The organism is uncultured Arthrobacter sp. (assembly GCF_947495145.1).
GTDB lineage: Bacteria > Actinomycetota > Actinomycetes > Actinomycetales > Micrococcaceae > Arthrobacter_D.
The window spans coordinates 110001-130139 of sequence record NZ_CANLXP010000001.1 but is presented as its reverse complement, the minus strand read 5'-3'; the positions used below and the strand labels follow the sequence as shown (position 1 = coordinate 130139).

The 20139-nt window shown below is 65.7% G+C and carries 16 protein-coding genes; 3 read left to right on the top strand and 13 right to left on the bottom strand.

Annotated elements, in window-relative coordinates; translation table 11 throughout:
* Positions 1–8: 8 nt before the first annotated feature.
* From Q0877_RS00555 to dut, 4 genes are all read right to left on the bottom strand, one after another.
* Positions 9–671 carry a DUF3159 domain-containing protein gene (locus Q0877_RS00555; protein WP_299165251.1) on the bottom strand — a complete coding sequence of 221 codons (663 nt, stop codon included), beginning with the start codon at positions 669–671 and terminating at the stop codon, positions 9–11.
* A 68-nt stretch (positions 672–739) separates the two neighbouring features.
* Positions 740–967: a hypothetical protein gene (locus Q0877_RS00550; RefSeq protein WP_299165047.1), complete on the bottom strand. Its 228-nt coding sequence runs from the start codon at positions 965–967 to the stop codon at positions 740–742.
* Positions 968–1052: 85 nt separating this feature from the next.
* Complete coding sequence (locus tag Q0877_RS00545) at positions 1053–1832, bottom strand: DUF3710 domain-containing protein (protein WP_299165046.1); 780 nt, start codon at positions 1830–1832, stop codon at positions 1053–1055.
* A 54-nt stretch (positions 1833–1886) separates the two neighbouring features.
* Entirely contained in the window at positions 1887–2366 is a 480-nt protein-coding gene (gene dut, locus Q0877_RS00540; protein ID WP_299165045.1) for a dUTP diphosphatase, read from the bottom strand.
* Between the two features lie 179 nt (positions 2367–2545).
* Between dut and Q0877_RS00535 the strand changes: the two genes are divergently transcribed.
* Complete coding sequence (locus Q0877_RS00535; RefSeq protein ID WP_299165044.1) at positions 2546–3016, top strand: DUF3093 domain-containing protein; 471 nt, start codon at positions 2546–2548, stop codon at positions 3014–3016.
* Between the two features lie 46 nt (positions 3017–3062).
* Here Q0877_RS00535 and Q0877_RS00530 read toward each other — a convergent pair whose 3' ends face one another.
* A complete protein-coding gene (locus Q0877_RS00530) occupies positions 3063–3362 on the bottom strand; it encodes a DUF4193 domain-containing protein (RefSeq protein ID WP_026545752.1) in 300 nt (99 codons plus the stop codon).
* Between the two features lie 297 nt (positions 3363–3659).
* On the opposite strand from Q0877_RS00530, the gene sepH reads away from it, so the two are divergent.
* Positions 3660–4928: a septation protein SepH gene (gene sepH, locus Q0877_RS00525; RefSeq protein ID WP_299165043.1), complete on the top strand. Its 1269-nt coding sequence runs from the start codon at positions 3660–3662 to the stop codon at positions 4926–4928.
* Positions 4929–4937: 9 nt separating this feature from the next.
* Here the strand turns inward: sepH and Q0877_RS00520 are convergent, their stop codons facing one another.
* The 4 genes from Q0877_RS00520 to Q0877_RS00505 form a co-directional block, all read right to left on the bottom strand.
* The gene (locus tag Q0877_RS00520) at positions 4938–5669 is read right to left on the bottom strand and encodes a thymidine kinase (RefSeq protein WP_299165042.1); all 732 of its coding nucleotides are present in this window, start codon (positions 5667–5669) and stop codon (positions 4938–4940) included.
* A 3-nt stretch (positions 5670–5672) separates the two neighbouring features.
* Positions 5673–6866 (bottom strand): alkaline phosphatase family protein, encoded by a 1194-nt coding sequence (locus tag Q0877_RS00515; protein WP_299165041.1) that lies wholly within the window; start codon positions 6864–6866, stop codon positions 5673–5675.
* Positions 6867–6874: 8 nt separating this feature from the next.
* On the bottom strand, positions 6875–7552 hold the full coding sequence (locus tag Q0877_RS00510; protein ID WP_299165040.1) for a DUF5998 family protein: 678 nt from the start codon (positions 7550–7552) through the stop codon (positions 6875–6877).
* A 71-nt stretch (positions 7553–7623) separates the two neighbouring features.
* Positions 7624–10362, bottom strand: a complete 2739-nt coding sequence (locus Q0877_RS00505; RefSeq protein ID WP_299165039.1) for a bifunctional GNAT family N-acetyltransferase/acetate--CoA ligase family protein — start codon at positions 10360–10362, stop codon at positions 7624–7626.
* A gap of 119 nt (positions 10363–10481) precedes the next feature.
* Here Q0877_RS00505 and Q0877_RS00500 point away from each other — a divergent pair, with 119 nt between their 5' ends.
* Entirely contained in the window at positions 10482–12959 is a 2478-nt protein-coding gene (locus tag Q0877_RS00500; protein ID WP_299165038.1) for a DNA topoisomerase (ATP-hydrolyzing) subunit A, read from the top strand.
* Positions 12960–12977: 18 nt separating this feature from the next.
* Here the strand turns inward: Q0877_RS00500 and Q0877_RS00495 are convergent, their stop codons facing one another.
* Genes Q0877_RS00495 through Q0877_RS00480 form a run of 4 tightly spaced genes read right to left on the bottom strand, consistent with a single transcriptional unit; the run spans position 12978 to position 20021 of the window.
* Complete coding sequence (locus tag Q0877_RS00495) at positions 12978–13970, bottom strand: GNAT family N-acetyltransferase (protein WP_299165036.1); 993 nt, start codon at positions 13968–13970, stop codon at positions 12978–12980.
* Positions 13957–17385 carry a thiol reductant ABC exporter subunit CydD gene (gene cydD / locus Q0877_RS00490; protein WP_299165035.1) on the bottom strand — a complete coding sequence of 1143 codons (3429 nt, stop codon included), beginning with the start codon at positions 17383–17385 and terminating at the stop codon, positions 13957–13959. The genes Q0877_RS00495 and cydD overlap by 14 nt, the downstream gene beginning before the upstream one ends.
* Positions 17382–18404, bottom strand: a complete 1023-nt coding sequence (gene cydB / locus Q0877_RS00485; RefSeq protein ID WP_299165034.1) for a cytochrome d ubiquinol oxidase subunit II — start codon at positions 18402–18404, stop codon at positions 17382–17384. Before cydB ends, cydD begins: the two co-directional genes overlap by 4 nt.
* A 42-nt stretch (positions 18405–18446) precedes the next feature.
* On the bottom strand, positions 18447–20021 hold the full coding sequence (locus tag Q0877_RS00480) for a cytochrome ubiquinol oxidase subunit I (RefSeq protein ID WP_299165032.1): 1575 nt from the start codon (positions 20019–20021) through the stop codon (positions 18447–18449).
* Positions 20022–20139 lie beyond the last annotated feature (118 nt).

Below are 20139 nucleotides of genomic sequence, written 5' to 3'. Positions count from 1 at the left end.
GTAGGGCACTATGCCGGCGGGTGCTGTTGTTTCTCGAGCGCCGGCCGGGAGACCAGCCAGGCGAACCACAGTCCGAGCGCGTAAAGCGGGACGCCCATGGCAACCCGCGTGGTGCCAAGCGCTGCGATGTTGTCCGCGAGGTACAGCGGCACCTGCACGATGAGCCGGAGCGCAAGCACAGCAATGATCAGCCAGGTTGCGAGCGAGTAGGCCCGGATTCTTGATGCCTGCTTCCGCCACTCGGTACCCTCGCCGCGGATGAAGCCGAAAAGCAGCCCTGCCAGCGGCCACCGGACGGCGATGGAGACAATCATGCCCACGATATAAGCGGCGTTGGTGAAGAATCCGGGAAGGAAAAAGTCCTCAGCGTTGCCTGTCCTGTTGGCCACGAACGCGCAGATTCCAACGCCGATCAGCCCGGACAGCGCCTGGGTAAGGGGTGTCTTGGTCAGCAGCCTGACGATGGTGAAGACAGCCGAGACGGCGAGGGCAACGATGAGGGAAATCTGCAGGTCACGCAGGATGGTGAAGACAACGGTAAACAACAGACCCGGAAGAATGCTTTCGGCGAGGCCGCGCACTCCCCCGATGGACTGCAGGACGTCGATACGTCCGCTCTCATCCTGACGAACTCCCGCTTTCGCAGCGTACTGATCGGCGAGGGATCCCATTCCCGGGTTGGCGGCCGGCTCCGATTTCCTTGACGCGTCTTCGCCGGTGGGATCCTCAGCGGACTGGTTCACGGTGACTCCTCAGGACGCCCGACGATCTCGTACCGCGGGTTGTGGATAGTGGCGGTTCCGTCGACTTCACTGACCATTCCTTCGAAGGCGAGGTCGACGCCGGGTTCAATCCCGGCAATTCTGCGCTGGCCGGTCCAGACGAGGCGGACATAGGTCTCGCTCCGCCCGTGCAAGGCGAGCGTTGCTGAAAATTGGGGAGCAACGCTACGGGGCAGAATAGTCACCCGTTCAACGAAACCGCTGCCGGCAACCCGTCCGCGCCTCGGCAGGGGGATCGGCCCCCCTGCTGCATGGCTTGCCTGACCCTGGTCAGCCAATGTGGGTGATCTCGGGGCCCCGCTCCAACGGGTCATCCGGCGTCGCCTTAGGCTGCTCTTGCTGCTCGGGCTGCTTCGGAGCTCCGGCGTCCTTGGGCAGCCTCAGCGGCAGGAGTTCCCGGGGAGGAAGCGGATGGTCCCCGCGAACCACCACGACATTGCGGAAGAGTTTCTCCATCGGTTCGGCTACAGCAGGGTCCATTGCCGCCGGCCCGCCGAACACGCCCCGGAGGAACCAGCGTGGACCATCAACCCCCACGAATCTGGCCACCCGGAATCCGGCGCGGCCGTCCGGGGTCTGAGCCGGGAGCTTCGCAATAAGTTCAGTTCCGAACTCGCCCTGGCGTTCCTCGACGGTTCCTCCCTGCGAACCTACCGATGCTGCGATCTGTCCGCGGATTTCGTCCCAGAGACCTTCAGAACGCGGAGCGGCGAATGCCTGAAGCTGCAGGTTCGAACCCTTGATGTCCAGCGTCACCGCGATGACGCGTTTGGTCCGTTCCTCGACTTCGAGGCGGAGCTGCAGGTTCTCGGCAGCAGCGATGCGCAGGGCGCCGAGATCTATATAGCCCTCGGTTGTGTCTTTCTCTGACTCATCGAACGGTCCCCCGGCGGCGCGCCCGGGAGCCGTTGTGCCCTCAGCCGGTGCACCCGTTTTGTCAGCTTCGTCGCCGACCTGAACAGCCTCGCCGGCGGAGCTTGGCGGTGTGCTTGAATCTGTGTCTGGTGTTTCGCTGTGTTGCTGGCTTTTCTTTCGGCGCCCGAAGATCATGATCGGGTTCCTCCTTCGGTGGTCGTCGGCAGCCGGTGCTGCCAGTCAATTACGTCAGTGTGCAGCGTCGGCGGCCGGTGCGAATCCTCCAGTGGATCCGAACCCGCCGGCTCCTCGGACGGAGTCAGGCAGTTCCTCCACCGGAATGAACCTTGCTTGCTCCACCTTCTGGATGACCAATTGGGCAATCCGGTCCCCCCGGCGGAAGGACAACGCGGTGGAGGCATCAGTGTTCAGCAGCGTCACGGAGATCTCTCCGCGGTAACCCGCGTCCACGGTGCCCGGAGCGTTGACAACGGTGATGCCATGTCTGGTGGCGAGTCCGGACCGGGGGTGGACGAATGCTGCATATCCGACCGGCAGAGCCAGTGAGACGCCGGTGGGAACCAGCGCCCGCTCGCCGGGTCCAAGTTCGAAGTCAACGCGGGTACAAAGATCAGCGCCGGCGTCGCCCGGGTGCGCGTAGGCAGGCAATTCCAGGCCGTCGTCGAGCATTCTGATCTGCACGGACAATGCTTCAGTGGTATCAAGCACGTCTTCTCCTGCACGGTTCTTTTGGTGGCGGGCACAGCACGCGCTGCCCATTGGCGCGACGCGCCGGAAGTGCTGAACGCACCGGAGCCCTTTTCTCCATTTACTGTAGCGCTTCCAGCCGTGGGCCTCTGCCTTCGCGCCGGGATGAAAAGCGGTCCGAAAGGTGCTTAGCTAGCGATATGTCTACAGGATCTGCCGGTCAATCGGTTCTATACGAAGAGAAGCTGTGGCCGGCACCGTGGATTTGGATTGTGGTGGCGGGCACGGCGCTTGCCTCAGTGTTCACTTTCATTCCCATCAGCATCGCAGCAGGTGTTGTGGCAGCCGTCGTCGTGGCCGCCATTCTGACCACGCTGCTTGTTCTGTCCACGCCGCAGATTAGGGTCACGGACACGGAGCTGCAGGTCGGCAAGGCGCAGATTGAACGGAAGTATCTCGGGGAGGTAGCGGCTTTCACCGGCGCCGACGCCACCGCCCAGCGTGGAACGGAGCTGCATGGGAAGGCCTACCTTTGTATTCGGGGATGGATCTCTCCCGTTGTGAGAATCGAAATCGATGATGCCGAAGATCCGACACCTTACTGGTTAACCTCAACGAGGCGGCCCGAGCAGCTTACAGCTGCCCTGACCGCCCCTTCGCAAGGAGCGTGAAGCGCCCGCTACCGCGAACGCTTCAACTCCCTTCGCCCGACTGAAGTCAGCCTTCGCAATCCTTGCAGTAGGCGAGCCCGTCCTTCTCCTTCGCAATCTGCGAACGGTGGCGTACCAGGAAGCAGGACGCGCAGGTAAATTCGTCGGCCTGGGCGGGGAGCACCCGCACAAGCAGTTCCTCGCCGGAGAGGTCGGCGCCCGGAAGTTCGAATCCTTCCGCTGCATCGGTTTCATCCTCGTCGACGACCGCGGACTGCTTGTCAGTGCGGCGGGACTTCAGCTCTTCAATCGAGTCTTCGCTGAGTTCGTCGTCGGTCTTCCGCGGCGCATCGTAGTCAGTCGCCATAGTTAGTAGTTCACGCTCCGGTGGATGTAAGTGGTCTATCGGTGGAGGTTCGACGCCGGTGAGTGCGACGGTCGAACCGGTAATACAGGATGAGTGCCGTAAAGCGCAAGCTCCTGTCCGTGGCACAACGCTGAGAAGGTCAAATTTGTGCCCGTACCGCAGAGATTGTTGCGGATCGTCCCTTTAAAAGCGAATCCGTGCACAAGTTCCGCGCCACACCAGGGATGAAGTAGGAACGAGCACCTTTGAATGGCAGAGTTTCACCGAAAGTAAGGTACATCGGCTGGAGGGTTTTTCATGCAGGAGCTACGGCTGGTAGGCGTGGATGAGGGCGGAGGTCATCTGCTGCTTGGCGGTGAGGGTGGAGCGTCGTTCCGTCTGCCTATCAACGAGGCGCTGCGGATGGCGAGCACCAGGCCGTCCACACGTCCGGCGGCACGACTGGAAGCAACCGCAGGTTCTCAGACTCCGGTGGGCGAACGTAAACGAGCCCCCCTTACTCCTCGGGATATCCAGGCGAGGATCCGGGGCGGCGCGAGCGCACAGGAAATCGTGGACGAGACCGGCGTGGAGCTGCAGCATGTACTCCGTTACGAGGGTCCGGTCCGTGCTGAGCGCGATTACATGGCGCAGCTGGCCCAGCGTGTGGAGGTTGCCTCCCCGCTCCCTTCCAACGACGGTTACCGTTCCGCTTTCGGTGACAATCCGGCGCAGCTTGATGACATGGTCCGCTACCGCCTCCAGGCCTTCGGCGTGGATCCCGAAACCGCTGAATGGGATGCCTGGCGCAAGCCGGATGGCCTGTGGAACGTCGTCGTACGCTTCGAACTTCCATCCGGGTCCGCCGCTTCCGTAGGTGAGGAACCGCCCGCGCAGTGGACGTTCAATCCATCCCGCCGCACAGTCCTCAACGCGAACCGGTGGGCCCAGGTACTCAGTGAACTCGAGCCGCTCGACGGACCGCTCCCCTCCCGGCGGCTGAGCGCGGTAGCGGACCGGGTATTCGACTTCGAAACTGATGCTGCTGAGACAGAGCCGGAGGACTCGGACGAGCTGCTCGAAGTGCTGCGGTCCCGCCGCGGCCAGCGGCTGGGCACGGATGAGGACGGCGATGACGCGCTGGCACTCATGCTGGCGAAAGGACACGTTCCTGCCGCTCATCCCCGCCAGGGGCATGATGGCACCGCAGACGCATCGGACGAACCGGCCGCCGCGGACCCGCGGCCCTTCCCCGGTCTGAGCCTGGCTCCCTCCATTTTTGCGGAAGAGCAGCCTGAGCACACGTACGACGACGGTACGCCCCGTCTGTTCGAGGGCGTCAGCACAGACACGCGGGAGGTCAGCGTCATTGCGAGGCCGGCGCGAACCAGTGACGAGGACCGCGTCTCTGCTCCTGGCGGGGAGGACAGCCGCCGCACCGAGCGGGCCCCCGAGCGCGCAGCCGAATCAGAGTCCGATGATGCGGCGGTCAAAGCGCCGGATCACCAGGCCGACCGGAAGATGCGCCCGCGACGCTCCAGCGTGCCAAGCTGGGATGAGATCGTCTTCGGAACCAAGGGCGACTAGCAGTAGGAGCTAGAGCCGTGCCGCCGCTGGATCGAACGGCAGCGGCACGTCGCTACCCGCGTGCCTGCGCGCGGTATGGGCGGTCACCCGGCGCATGTGATGCCGGCGGCAGAGGGTTTCGTAACCGATGACGGGGCCCACTGGTACATCGAGTTCGTCCAGGCCGCCGCCGGTCAGTTGAGCCTGGCCCGGGTCGCCCTCAACGGCGGGGGGCTCCACATCGCCGACCACCATCTGTTCGCCTTCCACGACCATGATCCCGTCCGCGGTACGCGCATTGTGGGTGGCGCGGCGGCCGCACCAGCACAGCGCCTCCACCTGCAGGACCTGCGTCCTGTCCGCGAGTTCGATCAGCCGATGCGATCCGGGGAAAAGCCGGGTCCGGAAATCAGATGTGATACCGAACGCGAAGACGTCGATATCCATGTCATCGACGACGCGCGCGAGCTGCTCGATCTGCTCGGGAGTATAGAACTGGGCTTCATCGCAGATGAGGTAGTCAACACGCGTTCCATGGGTTCGCCGGCGGACGAGTTCTTCCCAGAAGTTCGTGTCGGGGCGAACCTCTATGGCCTGCGTCATCAGGCCCAGCCTGCTGGAAATAGTTGACTCCCCTGCACGATCGTGGGAGCTGAAGAGCAGGCCGGCGCGTCCGCGCGCACTGTGGTTGTGGTCCATCTGCAGCGCCAGGGTGGACTTCCCGCAGTCCATGGTTCCGGAAAAGAAGACGAGTTCTGCCATGGGTCAGCGCCTGGCCGCCTGTGCCGGCCCGGGCCCCGGTTTCACCAGCGTCAACAGCGGTACCTCACGTTCGGCACGCGTAACGGATCCATGCTGCCCGACAACTTCCAGCGCTGAGGCGGGGACCCGGCGCGTGTCGTAGAAGGCGACGGGTTCCCGGGCCGCAACCAGAATATCGCCGATCCGCGGCTCGACCTCCGGCGAAACAACCCCGAACAAACCTGCGGATATCGCCTCTGCCCGGGTAAGGACCCAGGCCCGCGCACCGTGTGCTCTCCGCCAGGAATCCAGGAGGCGTTCCGCGCCGGCGTCGGTCAGATCCGGTTCTGTATAGAGGTGAAGCATCCGCGGCTCGCCCCCCGTGTGCGCCACCCCGTCGATCAGGGTCTGATCAGCGGCAAAGTCGACGTGTTGGGCAGGCGCAACGTCCACCATTCCGTGGTCGGCTGTCAGCAGAAGCAGCGTGTGCGGGGGAAGTCTGGCGGCGAGGGACCGCATGCTGCGGTCCAGATCTTCCAGCCGGTCTGTCCAGTCACCCGAGGCGCATCCGGAACGGTGTCCGGTCTTGTCAAGCTCGTTCAGGTACAGGTATACGAGTCCCTGATCGCTGGCTGCCAACGCCTTGCATACCGCCTGCACCCGGACCTCGGGAGTGCCTCCGGCCGCATAGGTGCCGCCGCGCAGTGCAGCCCGGGTGAGCCCTGACCCGTCAAACCGGGCGAGTCCGACGCTCGTTACCGGCACCTCGGCTGCGACCCGCTCGAAGACCGTGGGGTGCGGCTGCCAGCTTTCGGGCTGCACCGCGGCATCCCACCCACCGAGCATATTGACCACCTTGCCCTGTGCAGGGTCCAGCACGTCGTAGCCCACAAGGCCGTGCTGGCCGGGAGCCAGGCCGGTACCGAGTGAGGCGAGGGCCGCCGCCGTCGTGCTCGGAAAGACAGTTCCCAGCTTGCGGGAGGAATCGAGGAACTGGCGCAGGAAGGGTGCATGACCGGACCGCTGCCGCAGCAGTGCTGCTCCGAGTCCGTCCACCAGTACCACGCAGACCCTCCGGGCGGGCGGCAGGTCCAACGGATTGGAGAATCCGGGCAGCCCGAGCGCCGCGGCGGAACTGGTGAAGACCTCGGCAATGGTCGATCGGCCGTAGGCGGGCGCGGCTGGAAGAGGCTCCTGATGGAGCGGCGGGGCTGTCACGTGCCGGGTTACCGCCCGTGATGGGCGCGGCTGAAACGGGTGGCCAGCCCGGGCTGCCTCCGGTTGGGGCCCGGCTGGTTTACGACGACTCCGGCCACAGTCGGGTTCGCGGTGCTGACCGTGCGCAGTTCCCGCGCGAAGGATTTGGCGTTTTCGACAGCCTGCAGGCCGTCTGCTTCGGCGCTGACCCGCAGCACGATGTCTTCCTGGGCGATGGTGCCGGTGTATCCGTGGTCGGCATCGCATTGCGGATCGCCGCAGCTGGCCGGCCCCATATCGAGACGCTGCCCGCCGGACCATGCGATCCCGAGGGTGAGCTCGCGTGCAGGATCGGAAGGCTTGTAGTTCTGGGGCTGTGAATACAGGTAGCTGAGCACCACCGAGCGGATCTGGCTGACCGGGACCGACTCGGTGGAAACCTGCGCCGTTACCTGTTCCCCGGCGTCGTCCAGCTGCTGGTCATCGACGTGGGTAACGACCAGCATGTCCTCCGTCAGGACGAGAACGGTGATGTGCCGGCGCACCTCCGTGCGCTCGAAGTGGGTCTCGAGATGGACCACGTGGGAGAGCGGTTCCCTGCCGTCCAGAGCGTCGTGGACGACGTCGGCCACCAGGCGAGGGTAGAAGCCGGCTCGTTCGAGGGAGGCATCCAGGTCGCGGCGTTCTGCCGACAGCGATGGAGTCATAGTTCCAGTGTGACTTATGGCGGCGGCGCACGCCTAACCGGCGCGGGCGGCTGCCGGGCTACCCGCGCCGCTCAGTCGCGCATTGCGCGGCGGGCGCTGTCGGTGCGCTGCTGCGGGTTTCCAACACTGATGTCCGCGCTGAGAACGGCGAGCCCCTCAGCTGAGACCAGAACCGGGTTGAAACGCAGCAGCGCGATCTCCGGGTGCCGGTCCTTGAGCAGGGCGACCCGGAGGAGGAGGTCTTCGACGGCGGGAACGTTCACCGGGGGCAGCCCCTGATACCCGAACAGCCGCCGGCTGGCCCGGGGCGTCCGGACCAGGTCTGCAGCGTCCAGGGTTGTAAGCGGCGGAATGCCGTGAGCCCAGTCATCGAGCAGGTTGACCGCATCTCCGGCCATGCCGAAAGACACCACCGGCCCGAGGAGGGGGTCCTCGATCGCCCTGATCACGCAGGCCTGGCCGGCCGGTGCCATCGTCTGCACTTCCAGCCCCGGGCTCCCGAACGGACATAATTCGGCACGCATGGCCTCGATGCCGGCACGCAGGCCGGAGGCGTTTGGGATGTTGAGGCGTACGCCGCCGAAATCCAGGCGGTGCCGAAGGTTCTCCTCGACCGTCTTGAGCGCGACCGGCCACCCCAGGCGCTCGGCGGCCTCAACCGCCTCGTCGGCGGAGTCGAAAGGGATCGAGGGCAGTATTGCAATCCCGTAGCAGCCGAGGAGCAGGCGAATCTGGTCGCTGTCGAGACGGCGCAGCCCCACGTCCCTCACCTCGGACAGGATACTGCCCAGCAGGGCGGCGGCGGCCTCTTCGGTGACATCGGGCAGCTCGGCGAACACAATCCCGCCGCCCTGCTGTGCATTGCGCCACCGGCTGTAGCGCACGACGGCGCCAAGCGCCGACACTGCCGACCCGGGACTGGCGAAGCAGGGTACCCCTGCGCCCTCGCCGGAATCCCTTCCGACGTCGGCGTCCGCCTCTACCGCGGAGAGGCTGCCGGCGGCGAACCGCACCCCCTCCAGCTGCGCGGTTGGGTCCAGCACCCCGGTGAAGCAGGCGACCACTGGTTTTCCTGCCGCGCGGCCGCACTCCTGCAGCACCGGCAGGATTGCCTCGGGAGCAAGTCCGACGGCGGGAATGAGGGTGAGGATCAGCGCGTGGACGGCTGGATCACCGAGTGCGTCGTCGAGCGCCGCTTTCAGGGCGGGCAGCGCAATGGACTGCCCGGCGTCCAGTTCGAGCTGGGCATTCAGCCGGACGACGTCGAGCTCCTGCGCCAGGGCGGCGTCCGCGACGACTTTTCCCAGGGCCAAAGAGTTGCTGAAGACAGCAACTCCCGCTCCCGCCGGAATGGGTTGCCCGACAACAATCTGTGCCACGTCCATCAACTGCTCAGTGGTCTCGACCCGGATTACGCCGGACTGCCGCAGCATCGCATCCAGGGCACCGCTGGGCGCCTGCGTGGTGCGCACTGCATGGCCGGGCGGCAGTTGCAGGCCCATGACATCCGATTTGGCGACGATCACCGGCTTCATCCGGGAGAGCCGGCGAGCGATCCGGGAAAATTTACGCGGGTTGCCGATGGACTCCAGGTACAGCGCAACGGCGCGGGTGGCTGGGTCATCCTCCCAGTACTGCATGGCGTCGTTGCCGGATACGTCCGCCCGGTTTCCGGCCGAGAGCGCCGAGGACAACCCCAGCGAGCGCCGGCTGGCGGCAGCATGGAGCATGACGCCGATCGCGGCTGACTGGCTGAAGAGGCCCAGTCCGCCGCGCTGCGGGAGTTCCGGCGCCATCGAAGCATTCAGCCGGACCCCGGGATCCGTGTTGATGATGCCAAGCGAGGCCGGCCCCACTACGCGCATGCCGTAGGAGCGGGCGCTGTGCACGAGCGCGCGCTGGCGCGCGAGCCCGTCGCCGTCGTCGTCGGCGAAGCCCGCCGTCGCTACAAGCAGGCTTTTCACGCCTGCCCGTCCGCACTCCTCGACCACCGAGAGCACCTGATCGTAGGGCACGGCGATGACGGCGAGATCCACTGGCCCCGGCACCTCGGCGATGGAGCCGTAGGCGATCATTCCGTTCAGTTCGAAGGCTTCCGGGTTTACCCCCGCGACAGGTCCGGTGAATCCGCCGCCGACGATGTGTTCGAGAAGGGAATAGCCCACGCTGCCCCAGCTGCGGCTGGCTCCGATCACCGCTATGGACGACGGCGTCAGGAGGGTTTGCATGCTGCGTGCCTCCGCGCGGTGCTCCCGCGCTTCCATGACCGCGCGCGACCTGTCAGTCGGATCGATGTTGAAGGTCAGCTCCACCACACCGTCATCGAACCGGCGGTCCACCTCGTAGCCCGCCTCGGCGAAAACCGTAATCATCTTCCGGTTCTCGGGGAGCACCTCGGCGGTGAATCGCCGGATTCCGTTCTCCCTCGCCGCAGCCGCAAGGTGTTCGAGCAGGATCGACCCCAGCCCCCTGCCCTGGTACGCGTCCGACACATTGAATGCGACCTCAGCCTCATCGGGATCATCCAAGCGGTCATAGCGGCCGATGCCGATGATGTCCTGGCCGCGGGTCACGACGAAAGCCACCCTGCCCACGTGGTCCACTTCGGTGAACCGTTTAAGTTCCTTGGCGCTGAGCGAGGACTTGTAGGTGAAGAACCTCAGGTAGATGGAGTTCTGGGACTGCCTCATGTGGAACGCCTGGACAGCGTCTGCGTCCAGGGGCGAAATGGGCCTCAGATGCCCGGTGGAGCCGTCCCGCAACACGACGTCTGCCTCCCAATATTCGGGGTATAGTCCGTCAGCCGCCATAGACTCACAGTAGTGGGCGGCTGCGGCCGGCGTCAGCCAAAACGGTTGCAGTCATTCCAGACGCTGCGTCGTCATCACCCACAGAGTACGAAATCAGCTGCCGAAGGACCCGACACATCATGGCCAGGCGCCAAGCAACACCACCGGAGACCGACTACACCGAGAAGATCATCGATATCGATGTGACCTCCGAAATGGAAGGCTCCTTTCTTGAGTACGCCTACTCGGTGATCTACTCGCGCGCGCTTCCTGACGCCCGTGACGGGCTGAAGCCGGTGCAGCGCCGGATCCTCTACATGATGACGGACATGGGCCTGCGCCCCGACCGCGGGCACGTGAAGTCGGCGCGCGTCGTCGGCGAGGTCATGGGCAAGCTCCACCCTCATGGCGACGCCGCCATCTATGACGCCATGGTGCGCATGGCGCAGAACTTCTCCCTCCGTCTGCCCCTGATCGACGGGCACGGGAACTTCGGATCGCTCGACGACGGTCCCGCTGCTGCCCGTTACACCGAGGCACGGCTCGCCGCAGCGGCCCTGACCATGACGGACCACCTTGGTGAAGACGTGGTTGACTTCATCCCGAACTACGACAACCAGCTCACTCAGCCCGAGGTCCTGCCCGCTGCCTTCCCGAATCTCCTCGTCAACGGAGCTACTGGGATCGCTGTCGGGATGGCCACCAACATGGCTCCGCACAACCTCGGTGAGGTCATTGCCGCGGCCCGGCACCTGATCGACAACCCGGATGCGCCGCTGGACGACATCATGCGCTTCGTTCCCGGCCCCGACCTCCCCAGCGGCGGCAAAATCGTCGGTCTGGACGGCGTCCGCGATGCGTATGCAACCGGCCGCGGATCCTTCAAGACCCGAGCCACGGTGGACGTTGAGCAGCTTTCGGCCCGCCGCACCGGCCTGGTGGTCACTGAGCTGCCGTACATGGTGGGCCCGGAGAAGGTGATTGAAAAGATCAAGGATGCGGTCACAGCGAAGAAGCTGCAGGGCATCTCCGACATCGTGGACCTGACGGACCGCACCCACGGGCTGCGGTTGGTTATCGAGCTGAAAAACGGCTTCAACCCGAATGCGGTGCTTGCCCAGCTCTACCGGTACTCGCCGATGGAGGATTCCTTCGGCATCAACAACGTCACCCTGGTGGATGGCCAGCCCCGCACGCTCGGACTCGTGGAACTGCTGCAGGTGTACGTCAGCCACCGCATCTCCGTGGTGAGGCGCCGCACCTCCTACCGGCTCGGAAAGAAGAAGGACCGACTCCACCTGGTGGAGGGCCTGCTGATCGCCATCGTGGATATCGACGAGGTCATCCAGATCATCCGTTCCTCGGATGAGGCGGCCGCCGCGCGGGAGCGCCTCATGGCCATCTATGACCTGACCGAAATCCAGGCCAACTACATCCTCGAGCTCCGGCTGCGCCAGCTGACCAAGTACTCCCGCATCGAGCTGGAGAAAGAGCAGGACGAGCTGCGCAGGGAGATCGCTGAGCTCGAGGAGATTCTCGGTTCCGAGCAGAGGCTGCGCGGTCTCGTTTCGGACGAGCTTGCCGCGGTGGCGGAACAGTTCGCCACCCCGAGGCGCACCGTGCTGCTGGAATCCGAGGCGAGCGCGCCGCTGAAGGGCACCGTGATGCCGACGCCGGCCGGTAACGGGGCCAAGGCGCCGCTTGCCCTGGAGATTGCTGACGACCCCTGCTGGGTTGTTCTCTCGACCTCCGGACAGCTTGCGCGCACCACTGGCCAGGAGCCTATGTCCGACGTCGGCCAGCGGGTGAAGCACGACGCTTTCACCTCCGTCATCGCCACCACAGCGCGCGCGGAGATCGGTGCCCTGACTTCCTCCGGCCGCATGCTGCGGCTGCAGGTGGTGGATATGCCCGCGCTTCCTCCCACGAGCGGCTCTCCCAATCTGGCGGGCGGCGTATCGGTCAAGGAGTTCATTACGCTTGAGCGCGGCGAGACCCTTATCGGCCTTGTGCCGCTGGACAAGCCATTTGCCCTGGGCACTGCCCAGGGGGTCGTAAAGCGCGTGCTGCCCGATTACCCGCTCAACCGGGACGATTGGGAGGCAATCACTCTCAAGCCCAAGGACAGCGTGGTTGGCCTCGCAGCCGCTGCCGACGCCGACGACCTCGTCTTCATCACCCGGGAGGCGCAGCTGCTGCGCTTCTCCGCCGCAGCGGTGCGACCGCAGGGCCGCATGGCCGGCGGCGTAGCCGGTATCAAGCTGGGCCCCGACGACGTCGTCCTCTCCTTCGGTGCGGTGGCGGCGGACGATCCCGCCGCCGTCGTCGTGACTATCGCGGCGGGCAGCGAGGCACTACCCGGAACCACCCCGGGTTCGGTGAAAGTGACCGAGTTCGCCGAATATCCCGTCAAGGGCCGCGCGACCGGAGGCGTGCGCTGCCACCGCTTCCTGAAGGGAGAGGACCATCTGGTGCTTGCCTGGGCCGGGCATGGGCCGGCGCGGGCTGTGTCAGCGACGGGCGTCGCCCGCGCGCTGCCGACGGAGCACGGCCGCCGTGACGGCTCGGGTGTGGCGTTGTCCCAGTCGGTGGATGCGATCGGGCCGAACCCCGCGTAGCGGCCGGCGGGGGCGCGGCTATTCGGGCTGCTCGAGCTGCTTTTCGAAGGCCATGGATCTGCGGGTGGGCGTGTACCCCATGCGCTCGTACAGCCCGAGGGCGCCGGAGGGGTTCTCGGTATCCACGCCGAGGCCGGCGTTCTCCATGCCGTCTGCCTTGAACCTGCGCATGACTTCGGCAAGGAGCGCAGGCGCGAGACGGCGCCCACGCCAGTCGCGCCTCACGCCCAGCAGCTCGGTGTAGCCCTCGTCATGGCCGACCAGTTCCTTCGACTCGGGGTCATAGCTGGCGATCTCGTAGGCGGCTACCTCGCCGGATGAGTTGTCGACTACCGCGAGGCTCCACTCCGCGCGGAACTCCGGATGCGTGACGGTGAACCGCCAGCTTTCCTCATCTCGCGGCTCGCTTCCCCAGTGATCCTGGAATGCTTCATTGTGCGCCAGGCGCACCGCTTCGGACAGGTCGTCGCTGAAGGTGACAATTTCGAATTCGGGGTCAAGGTCGACTTCCGGGATGTTCTCCGACAGGTCCCGCGTCATCTCCGTGAACCACCGGGTGATGGTGCTGCCCGACGATTCCAATAACGCCCGGTGCCCCGGGTTCATCTCCTCCACGTACGAGCGGATGAACCCTCCCTGCACCCCTGCATCCGCCAGGCGTTTGCGGGCGCGCGACAGGTGCCAATCGTGAATTGCACGGCCGATCCCCCGGCGCCGCCAGTCCGGATCGACCCCACCGAAGACGTGCACGAGATTTGAACCGGTGTTGGCACTGATACGTCCGAAGGCTCTCGGGATTCCTTGGTCATCGAACCCCATGATGGTGTCCAGCACCGGGTCGTTTTTCGATGCCTCGAGGACTTCCTCGAGGTCGGCACGCTGTTCGATCCAGTCGGGCTTGTCCTCGACGGCCATCCGGCGCAGCAGCGCCTCCCAGCCGTCGATGTCCGCGTCTGTGATCGCGCGCCAGTCCAGCTGCTGGTCGGCAGGTTTTAGCTCAGGCGTAGGCATGCTCCCAGCGTAGGTGATCGCCCCCGCTGCCGGGAGCAAGTTCGACGCCGGTGTCACAGCTGAGGGCCTCCGCCCGATCGTGGGTAACGAGCAACACCGGCCTATCCCGCAGGCCCAGGCGCAGGTCGCGCAGAAGCCGGGCAGCGCCGTCGGAATCCAGATGAGCCGTGGGTTCATCGAGAACCAGTACCGGAGCGCGGGTCAACAACGCCCGGGCAACGGCGAGGCGTTGCCTCTCGCCCCCGGAGAGCCGGCTTCCCCCGGCGCCGATCCGGGCATCCAGTCCCCCAGCGCGCGCCCGCACGGTGTCCGCCAGTCCCACGGAGTCCAGAACCCGCCAAAGTTGATCGTCGTCGGCCGGCGCCTGCGGGTCACATGCCAGCAGGAGGTTGGCCCGCACGGAGGAATCGAAGAGGTGGCCTTCCTGCGGACACCACGCGGCCGGGAGCAGCTCGCTGCTCCTATCCCTATCGCTGCCGCCATCGAGGTCCGCCAACGCACCGACGAGATACCGGCCGCGGCTGAGCGGCAGGAATCCGAGCAGCGCTCCGATGAGGGTGGATTTGCCGCTGCCCGAGGGGCCCGTGAGCGCGGTCCAGGACCCGCTGCGTACTTCGAGACTGACTCCCTCAATCACGGTGGTGCCCGGCTCGTAGCCCACGGCTGCATCCACCAGGGCGAGAGCAGGCGCATCGGAGCCAGACACGATCTCCGGGATCGCCGGGTGCACTGCGGCCTCCCCGGGCACCAGATGGACGCCGAGCCTCCTGGTTACAGTGCCGAGCGGGGCCCACTGCTGCACGGCGGTTACGCCCAGCGCGAGCGGCTCGATGAGCCCGAGTTGCAAAAGTACGACGACCGCCACCACTTCCGCGGACTGTCCGCCCGAGCCGGCGAGAATGGCGATTGCTGCTGTGGTGCACCCGAGGATGACGAGGGCCTGCCCAACTCCCGCAGCCCACGAGCTGCGGTGCAGGCCCCGCGCTGCGCGGGCTTCCAGGCGTGCGAGGCGATCCAGCGCGCGGCCGGTCAGCCCGTTGACGGCGACATCCCGCGATGCGCGCACCAGGCCCGTGGTTTGTGCAAGGGAGGCGGCGCGCAACTGGATACCCGCTGCTCCCGCCGAACGCTCGGCGAGCAACGCAGCGGCCGGGGCTGCCAGGAGTCCAACAGCGACCGCGAACACCTGCCAACCGATCGCGGCGGGTAGAAGGAGCGCCGTCGTCGCAATGGCGGCCAGCCCGGTCAGGAGCGCCGTGAGCGGTGGGAAGACGGCCCGTGCTGCGGTGTCCCGCAACTCGTCGATGTCGCCCACAAGAAGCTCGATGCCGCCGGAGCCGCGGGACAGCGAGCGCCACGATTCCGTACGTCCAAGCAGTGCTTTCCAGAGGCGCAGCCGGATAGCGTCAGCGGTGCTGAGGATGCTCTCGTGGAGCCACAGCCGTTCGCAATAGCGCAGCAGGGAGCGTCCGATGCCGAAGAACCGTACACCGACGATCGCGGCGAGCAGGTAGAGGATCGGCGGCTGCTCCGAGGCACGGACGATCAGCCAGCCGGAGAGCGCCGTGAGCGCCACGGCGAAAGCCGACGAGCCCGTACCGAACGCGAGCGCTGCGAGGAACCGCGGGGACCAGGGGCGCACCAGCGCGAGTGCCTGCAGGGCACTCTGCACACGGCTGTGGTTGGGGTCCGCATCGGCCGGCTCCGATCGAGCGGGCGGAAATGGCTGCGTTTCGCGCGTTCGATCGGAGGTGGGGCTATGTTCGCCCGTTCGATCAGCATTGTGCCCAGGAAATGGCGTGCCCGCCCGCATCGCGGTTTCAGCGGGGAACCCGAGGTTGATCGTGTAATCGGCGAGGCGCGCGGTCTCGTCGTCGTGCGCGATGAGCACAACCGTCACGGCTCCGCGCAGGTTCCCAAGGGTGCTGCGGATCAGGTCGGAGGTCGTCTCGTCCACATGGGCGGTCGGTTCGTCGAGCAGCAGTGTCCCTCCGGAATGTCCGACGCGCAGCAGTGCCCTGGCGAGCGCAAGCCGCCGGAGTTCGCCGGGGCTCAACTCACCCGTCGCGCGGTCCAGCAAATGAGCGCCGCCGACCGCGTCGAGGGCTGCCAGAATGGCCTCGTCGTCCAGCGGCGAGTCCGCGTAGAACCTCAGCTCCTCCCGAACCGTGTCCGTCAACGGCTCAGGGTGCTGCGGCACCCAGGCGAGCGGACCTTCGACCGGCGTCACCGCGCCGTCGATTTTGAGCCCGGGCTGCGGCATTCCCGCGAGCAGCCCCATCAGCGTTGACTTCCCCGAGCCGCTGCGGCCCCGCAGCGCAGTGATGGCTCCCGGGACCACCGTGAAGGTGAAGTCCTCCACGACGGGGACCTCCGAGTCGTCGAAGCGGAGGGTAAGGTGCTCCGCGCCGGCAGATGCGCCGTCGTTCCCTGCCCGCCTGTTGCCCTGCACAGCGATATGAGATCGTGGGGCGTCGATGATGGCACGCACGTTGCGTCCAGCTTCGAGCCCGTCGTCGCTGGCGTGGTGGGCGGCGCCGAGATCCCGCAGCGGCAGGTAACACTCGGGGGCGAGGATGAGCGCGAGCAGGCCAACCTCGAGCCCCACGTCGCCGTGAATGAGCCGCACGCCGACGAAAACAGCCACCACGGCAACCGAGATGGTGCTGATCAGCTCGAGTGCCAGGGAGGACAGGAACGCAATACGCAATGTCTCCATGGTGCGGCGGGAGTAACCGGCACCGATGTCCTGGAGTGCACGCGTCTGTGCGCTGGCCCGGCCGAGGCCCACCAGCGCGGGCAGGCCCTTGGCCAGCTCCAGCAGGTGGTCCGAGAGGCGGTCCAGCGATGCGCGGGCCTCAGCTGTCCGGTCCTGCGTATGCCATCCGATCAGCACCATGAATACCGGGATCAGCGGAATGGTGACGACTATGACGACGGCGCTCACCCAGTCTGCGGTGAGGATGCGTGCGCCGACCAGAAGCGGCAGGACCGCGCAGGTGATCAGTGCCGGCAGGTACTGGGTGTGGTACTTGTCCAGTCCGTCCAGTCCGCGGCTGAGGAGCACGCTGAGCGCTCCGGTGCCCTGCTTGGCATTCGAGACGCCGCCGTCGGCGAGTACCCTCGCAAGCGCTTCGCGTCGAAGCTGTTCCTTGACCCCTTGAGCGAGGCGCTGCGCGGTACCCTGCTGTGCCCAGGCTGCGCCGGCGCGAAGGACGGCGCCTGCAAGGCCGAGCCACAGCAGGTCCCGTGCCGGAACAGCACCGCCCGCCAGCGCCGCGATTCCGCGCGCGATCGCTTCAGCAACGAGGACCAGGCCCGTCGCTTTGAGAGCCGCAAGGAAACCCAGGGTGTAGATCGGTCCGGCCGGAACGGAAGTGCCCGCGGGCCCGCGGGCAAGGAGCCGATCGATCACAGCGGGCTCACTGTGTGCGCCTCGGGGATGCTCTGTTCTGTGACACGCTTCCGGAAGACCCAGTAGGTCCACCCCTGGTAGACAAGCACCAGTGGAACCCCGAAGGCCGCGATGATGCTCATCAAACCGAGCGTGTAGGGCGAACTGGCGGCGTTATCGACCGTGAGGCTGAACGCGTCATTGAGGGTTGACGGCAGCACCACGGGATAGGCGGAGCCGAAGATGCAGGCCAGTGACGCCGCAAGCGTTCCGCCCAGCCAGATGAAGCCCCAGCCGTCGCGCGAAGACCGTTCTGCGAACCAGGATGCGGCGGCAGCGGCGACGGCGAGCAGAAGCGCGAGACCGGCCCAGCCTGTTCCTTCCGCGAGGTACACCTTCGCTGCCCAAGCCAGCAATGGCACGACGGCGACGGGCAGGAGTTTGATCAGAGCCCTTCGCGCGCGTTCCCGGATGGGACCGTCCGTCTTCAGCACCAGGAACGCCAGCGCGTGGGCAAGGCAGAACAGGACGACGGCGGCCGCGCCGAGGAGGGCATCGAACGTCAGCCAGACGAACGGTCCACCCACCCGGTCGCCGTTTTCATTGATCGGCAGGCCCGAGGTCGTCAGTGCCAGAGCGGCTCCGAGTCCGGCCGCCGAGGTGAATGAGCCAAGAAAAATCGCCAGGTCCCAGCGGCGGCGCCATGAGTCGCTGTTCATCTTTCCGCGATACTCGAACGCAACGGCACGGAGGATGAGCGCCAGCAGCACCAGGACAAACGGCAGGTAGAGCGTGGACAGCAGTGAGGCGTACCAGAGCGGGAAGGCAGCCAGCGTGGCGCCGATGGCGGTGACGAGCCAGACCTCGTTGCCGTCCCAGACCGGGCCCACCGTGTTGAGCAGTACCCTGCGTTCCCGGTCCGTTCGGGCGAACAGCTTCATCAGCATGCCCACGCCCAGATCGAAGCCCTCAAGGAAGAGGAAGCCGGTCCACAGCACAGCGATGAGAAGAAACCAGATGGTGGGCAGCAGCTCGGTCATGCGCGGGGTTCCCTTCGGCGGAACGAAATCGGATTCGGCGCGTCAGTAGGCGAAGGCGAGGACATCGTCGTCGTCCTTTCCGCGGGAGGAGGCGTCGTCGTCGTGCTTTCCGGCCAGTTCCGGCATGGCGGAAGCGACCCCGCCGCGCACGTAGGTGAAGAGCAACCTCACTTCGACCACCAGCAGCACGGCGTAAATGGAGGTCAGCGCCACCAGCGAAAAGACCAGCTCGGATAGTGACACCCCGGGTGACACTGCCGCCGCCGTAAACATGAAGACGCCGTCGATGCCGCTGGGGTCCGGGTTGGGCGCCACGACGAACGGCTGACGACCCATCTCGGTGAAGATCCAGCCGGCGGAGTTGGCTCCGAAAGGAGCAAGGATGCCGAACACGGCAAGCCGCATGAGCCAGCGGGATTCGGGGACAGTCCCCTTCCGCAGGATCCACATTGCAACCAGCGCGGCGAAGGCGGCGACTGCGCCGAAACCGATCATGATGCGGAAGCCCCAGTACGTGACCTCCATGACGGGGAGATAGTCGATGGTCATTCCGGCGCGCTCGCCGTACATGGGATCGTCCGGCAGGGTCTGCCCGTACTGCTCCTTGTACTCCGGCAGGAGGGTGTTCACACCCTTGACCTCGGTGGTGAAGTCCCCGTTCGCAAGGAAGGACAGCAGGCCCGGAACTTCGAAGACCGCGACAATGTCGTCGCAGTCCTGCGATCCCAGATTGCCCACCGAGAGCACTGAGAAGCCGGTCCCGTCGTGGCAGGCTGCTTCCGCTGCCGCCATCTTCATGGGCTGCTGTTCGAACATCAGCTTCGCCTGGAAGTCACCTGATACGGCGGTTCCGGCGAACGAAATGAGGGCGACGACGGCGCCGATCCGCGCTGAGCGCAGCCACACCTGGTGGTCAGTCACCCCGCGGGAGCGGGAGTCATCCGTCCCGACGAGAACTTTCCCATCGCCGTCGACCGTGTCCAGACCGTCATGGCGCCGCTTCCAGAGGTGGTACCAGGCAATACCCAGGAGAAAGCCGCCGGCCACGGCGAGGGCACCGAAGACCGTATGCGTGAAGGCGACGAGCGCCGTGTTGTTGGTAAACACGGCCCAGGCGTCCACCATGCGGGCGCGTCCGTCCACGAGTTCCACACCGACGGGGTGCTGCATCCACGAGTTGGCGACAATGATGAAGTAGGCGGAGAACACGGACGCCAGCACTGCGGCCCACAGTGCACCCAGGTGAAGTACCTTTGGCAGCCGCTGCCAGCCGAAGATCCAGAGGCCAAGGAAAGTCGACTCCACGAAGAACGCGAGCAGCGCCTCCATGGCAAGCGGCGCCCCGAACACATCGCCGACGAACCGGCTGTATTCGCTCCAGGCCAATCCGAACTGGAACTCCTGCACCAGCCCGGTAGCCACTCCCATGATGAAGTTGATGAGGAAGAGCTTCCCCCAGAACTTCGTCATCCGCAGGTAGTGCTCTTCGCCGGTGCGGTACCAGAGGGTCTGCATGACGGCCACGACGAGGCCAAGCCCGATTGTCAGCGGCACCATCAGGAAGTGGTAGACGGTGGTGATACCGAACTGCCACCGTGCGATCTCGAGTGCTTCCACAGGTCCTCAATTCATCAGGCACGAGGGGATGAAGTGCTTCTTCTACGTCGTGTAGAAATATTCTTCTACACATCGTAGAACAACTTCGCGGAAGAGTTCTACATGGCGTAGAACCTTG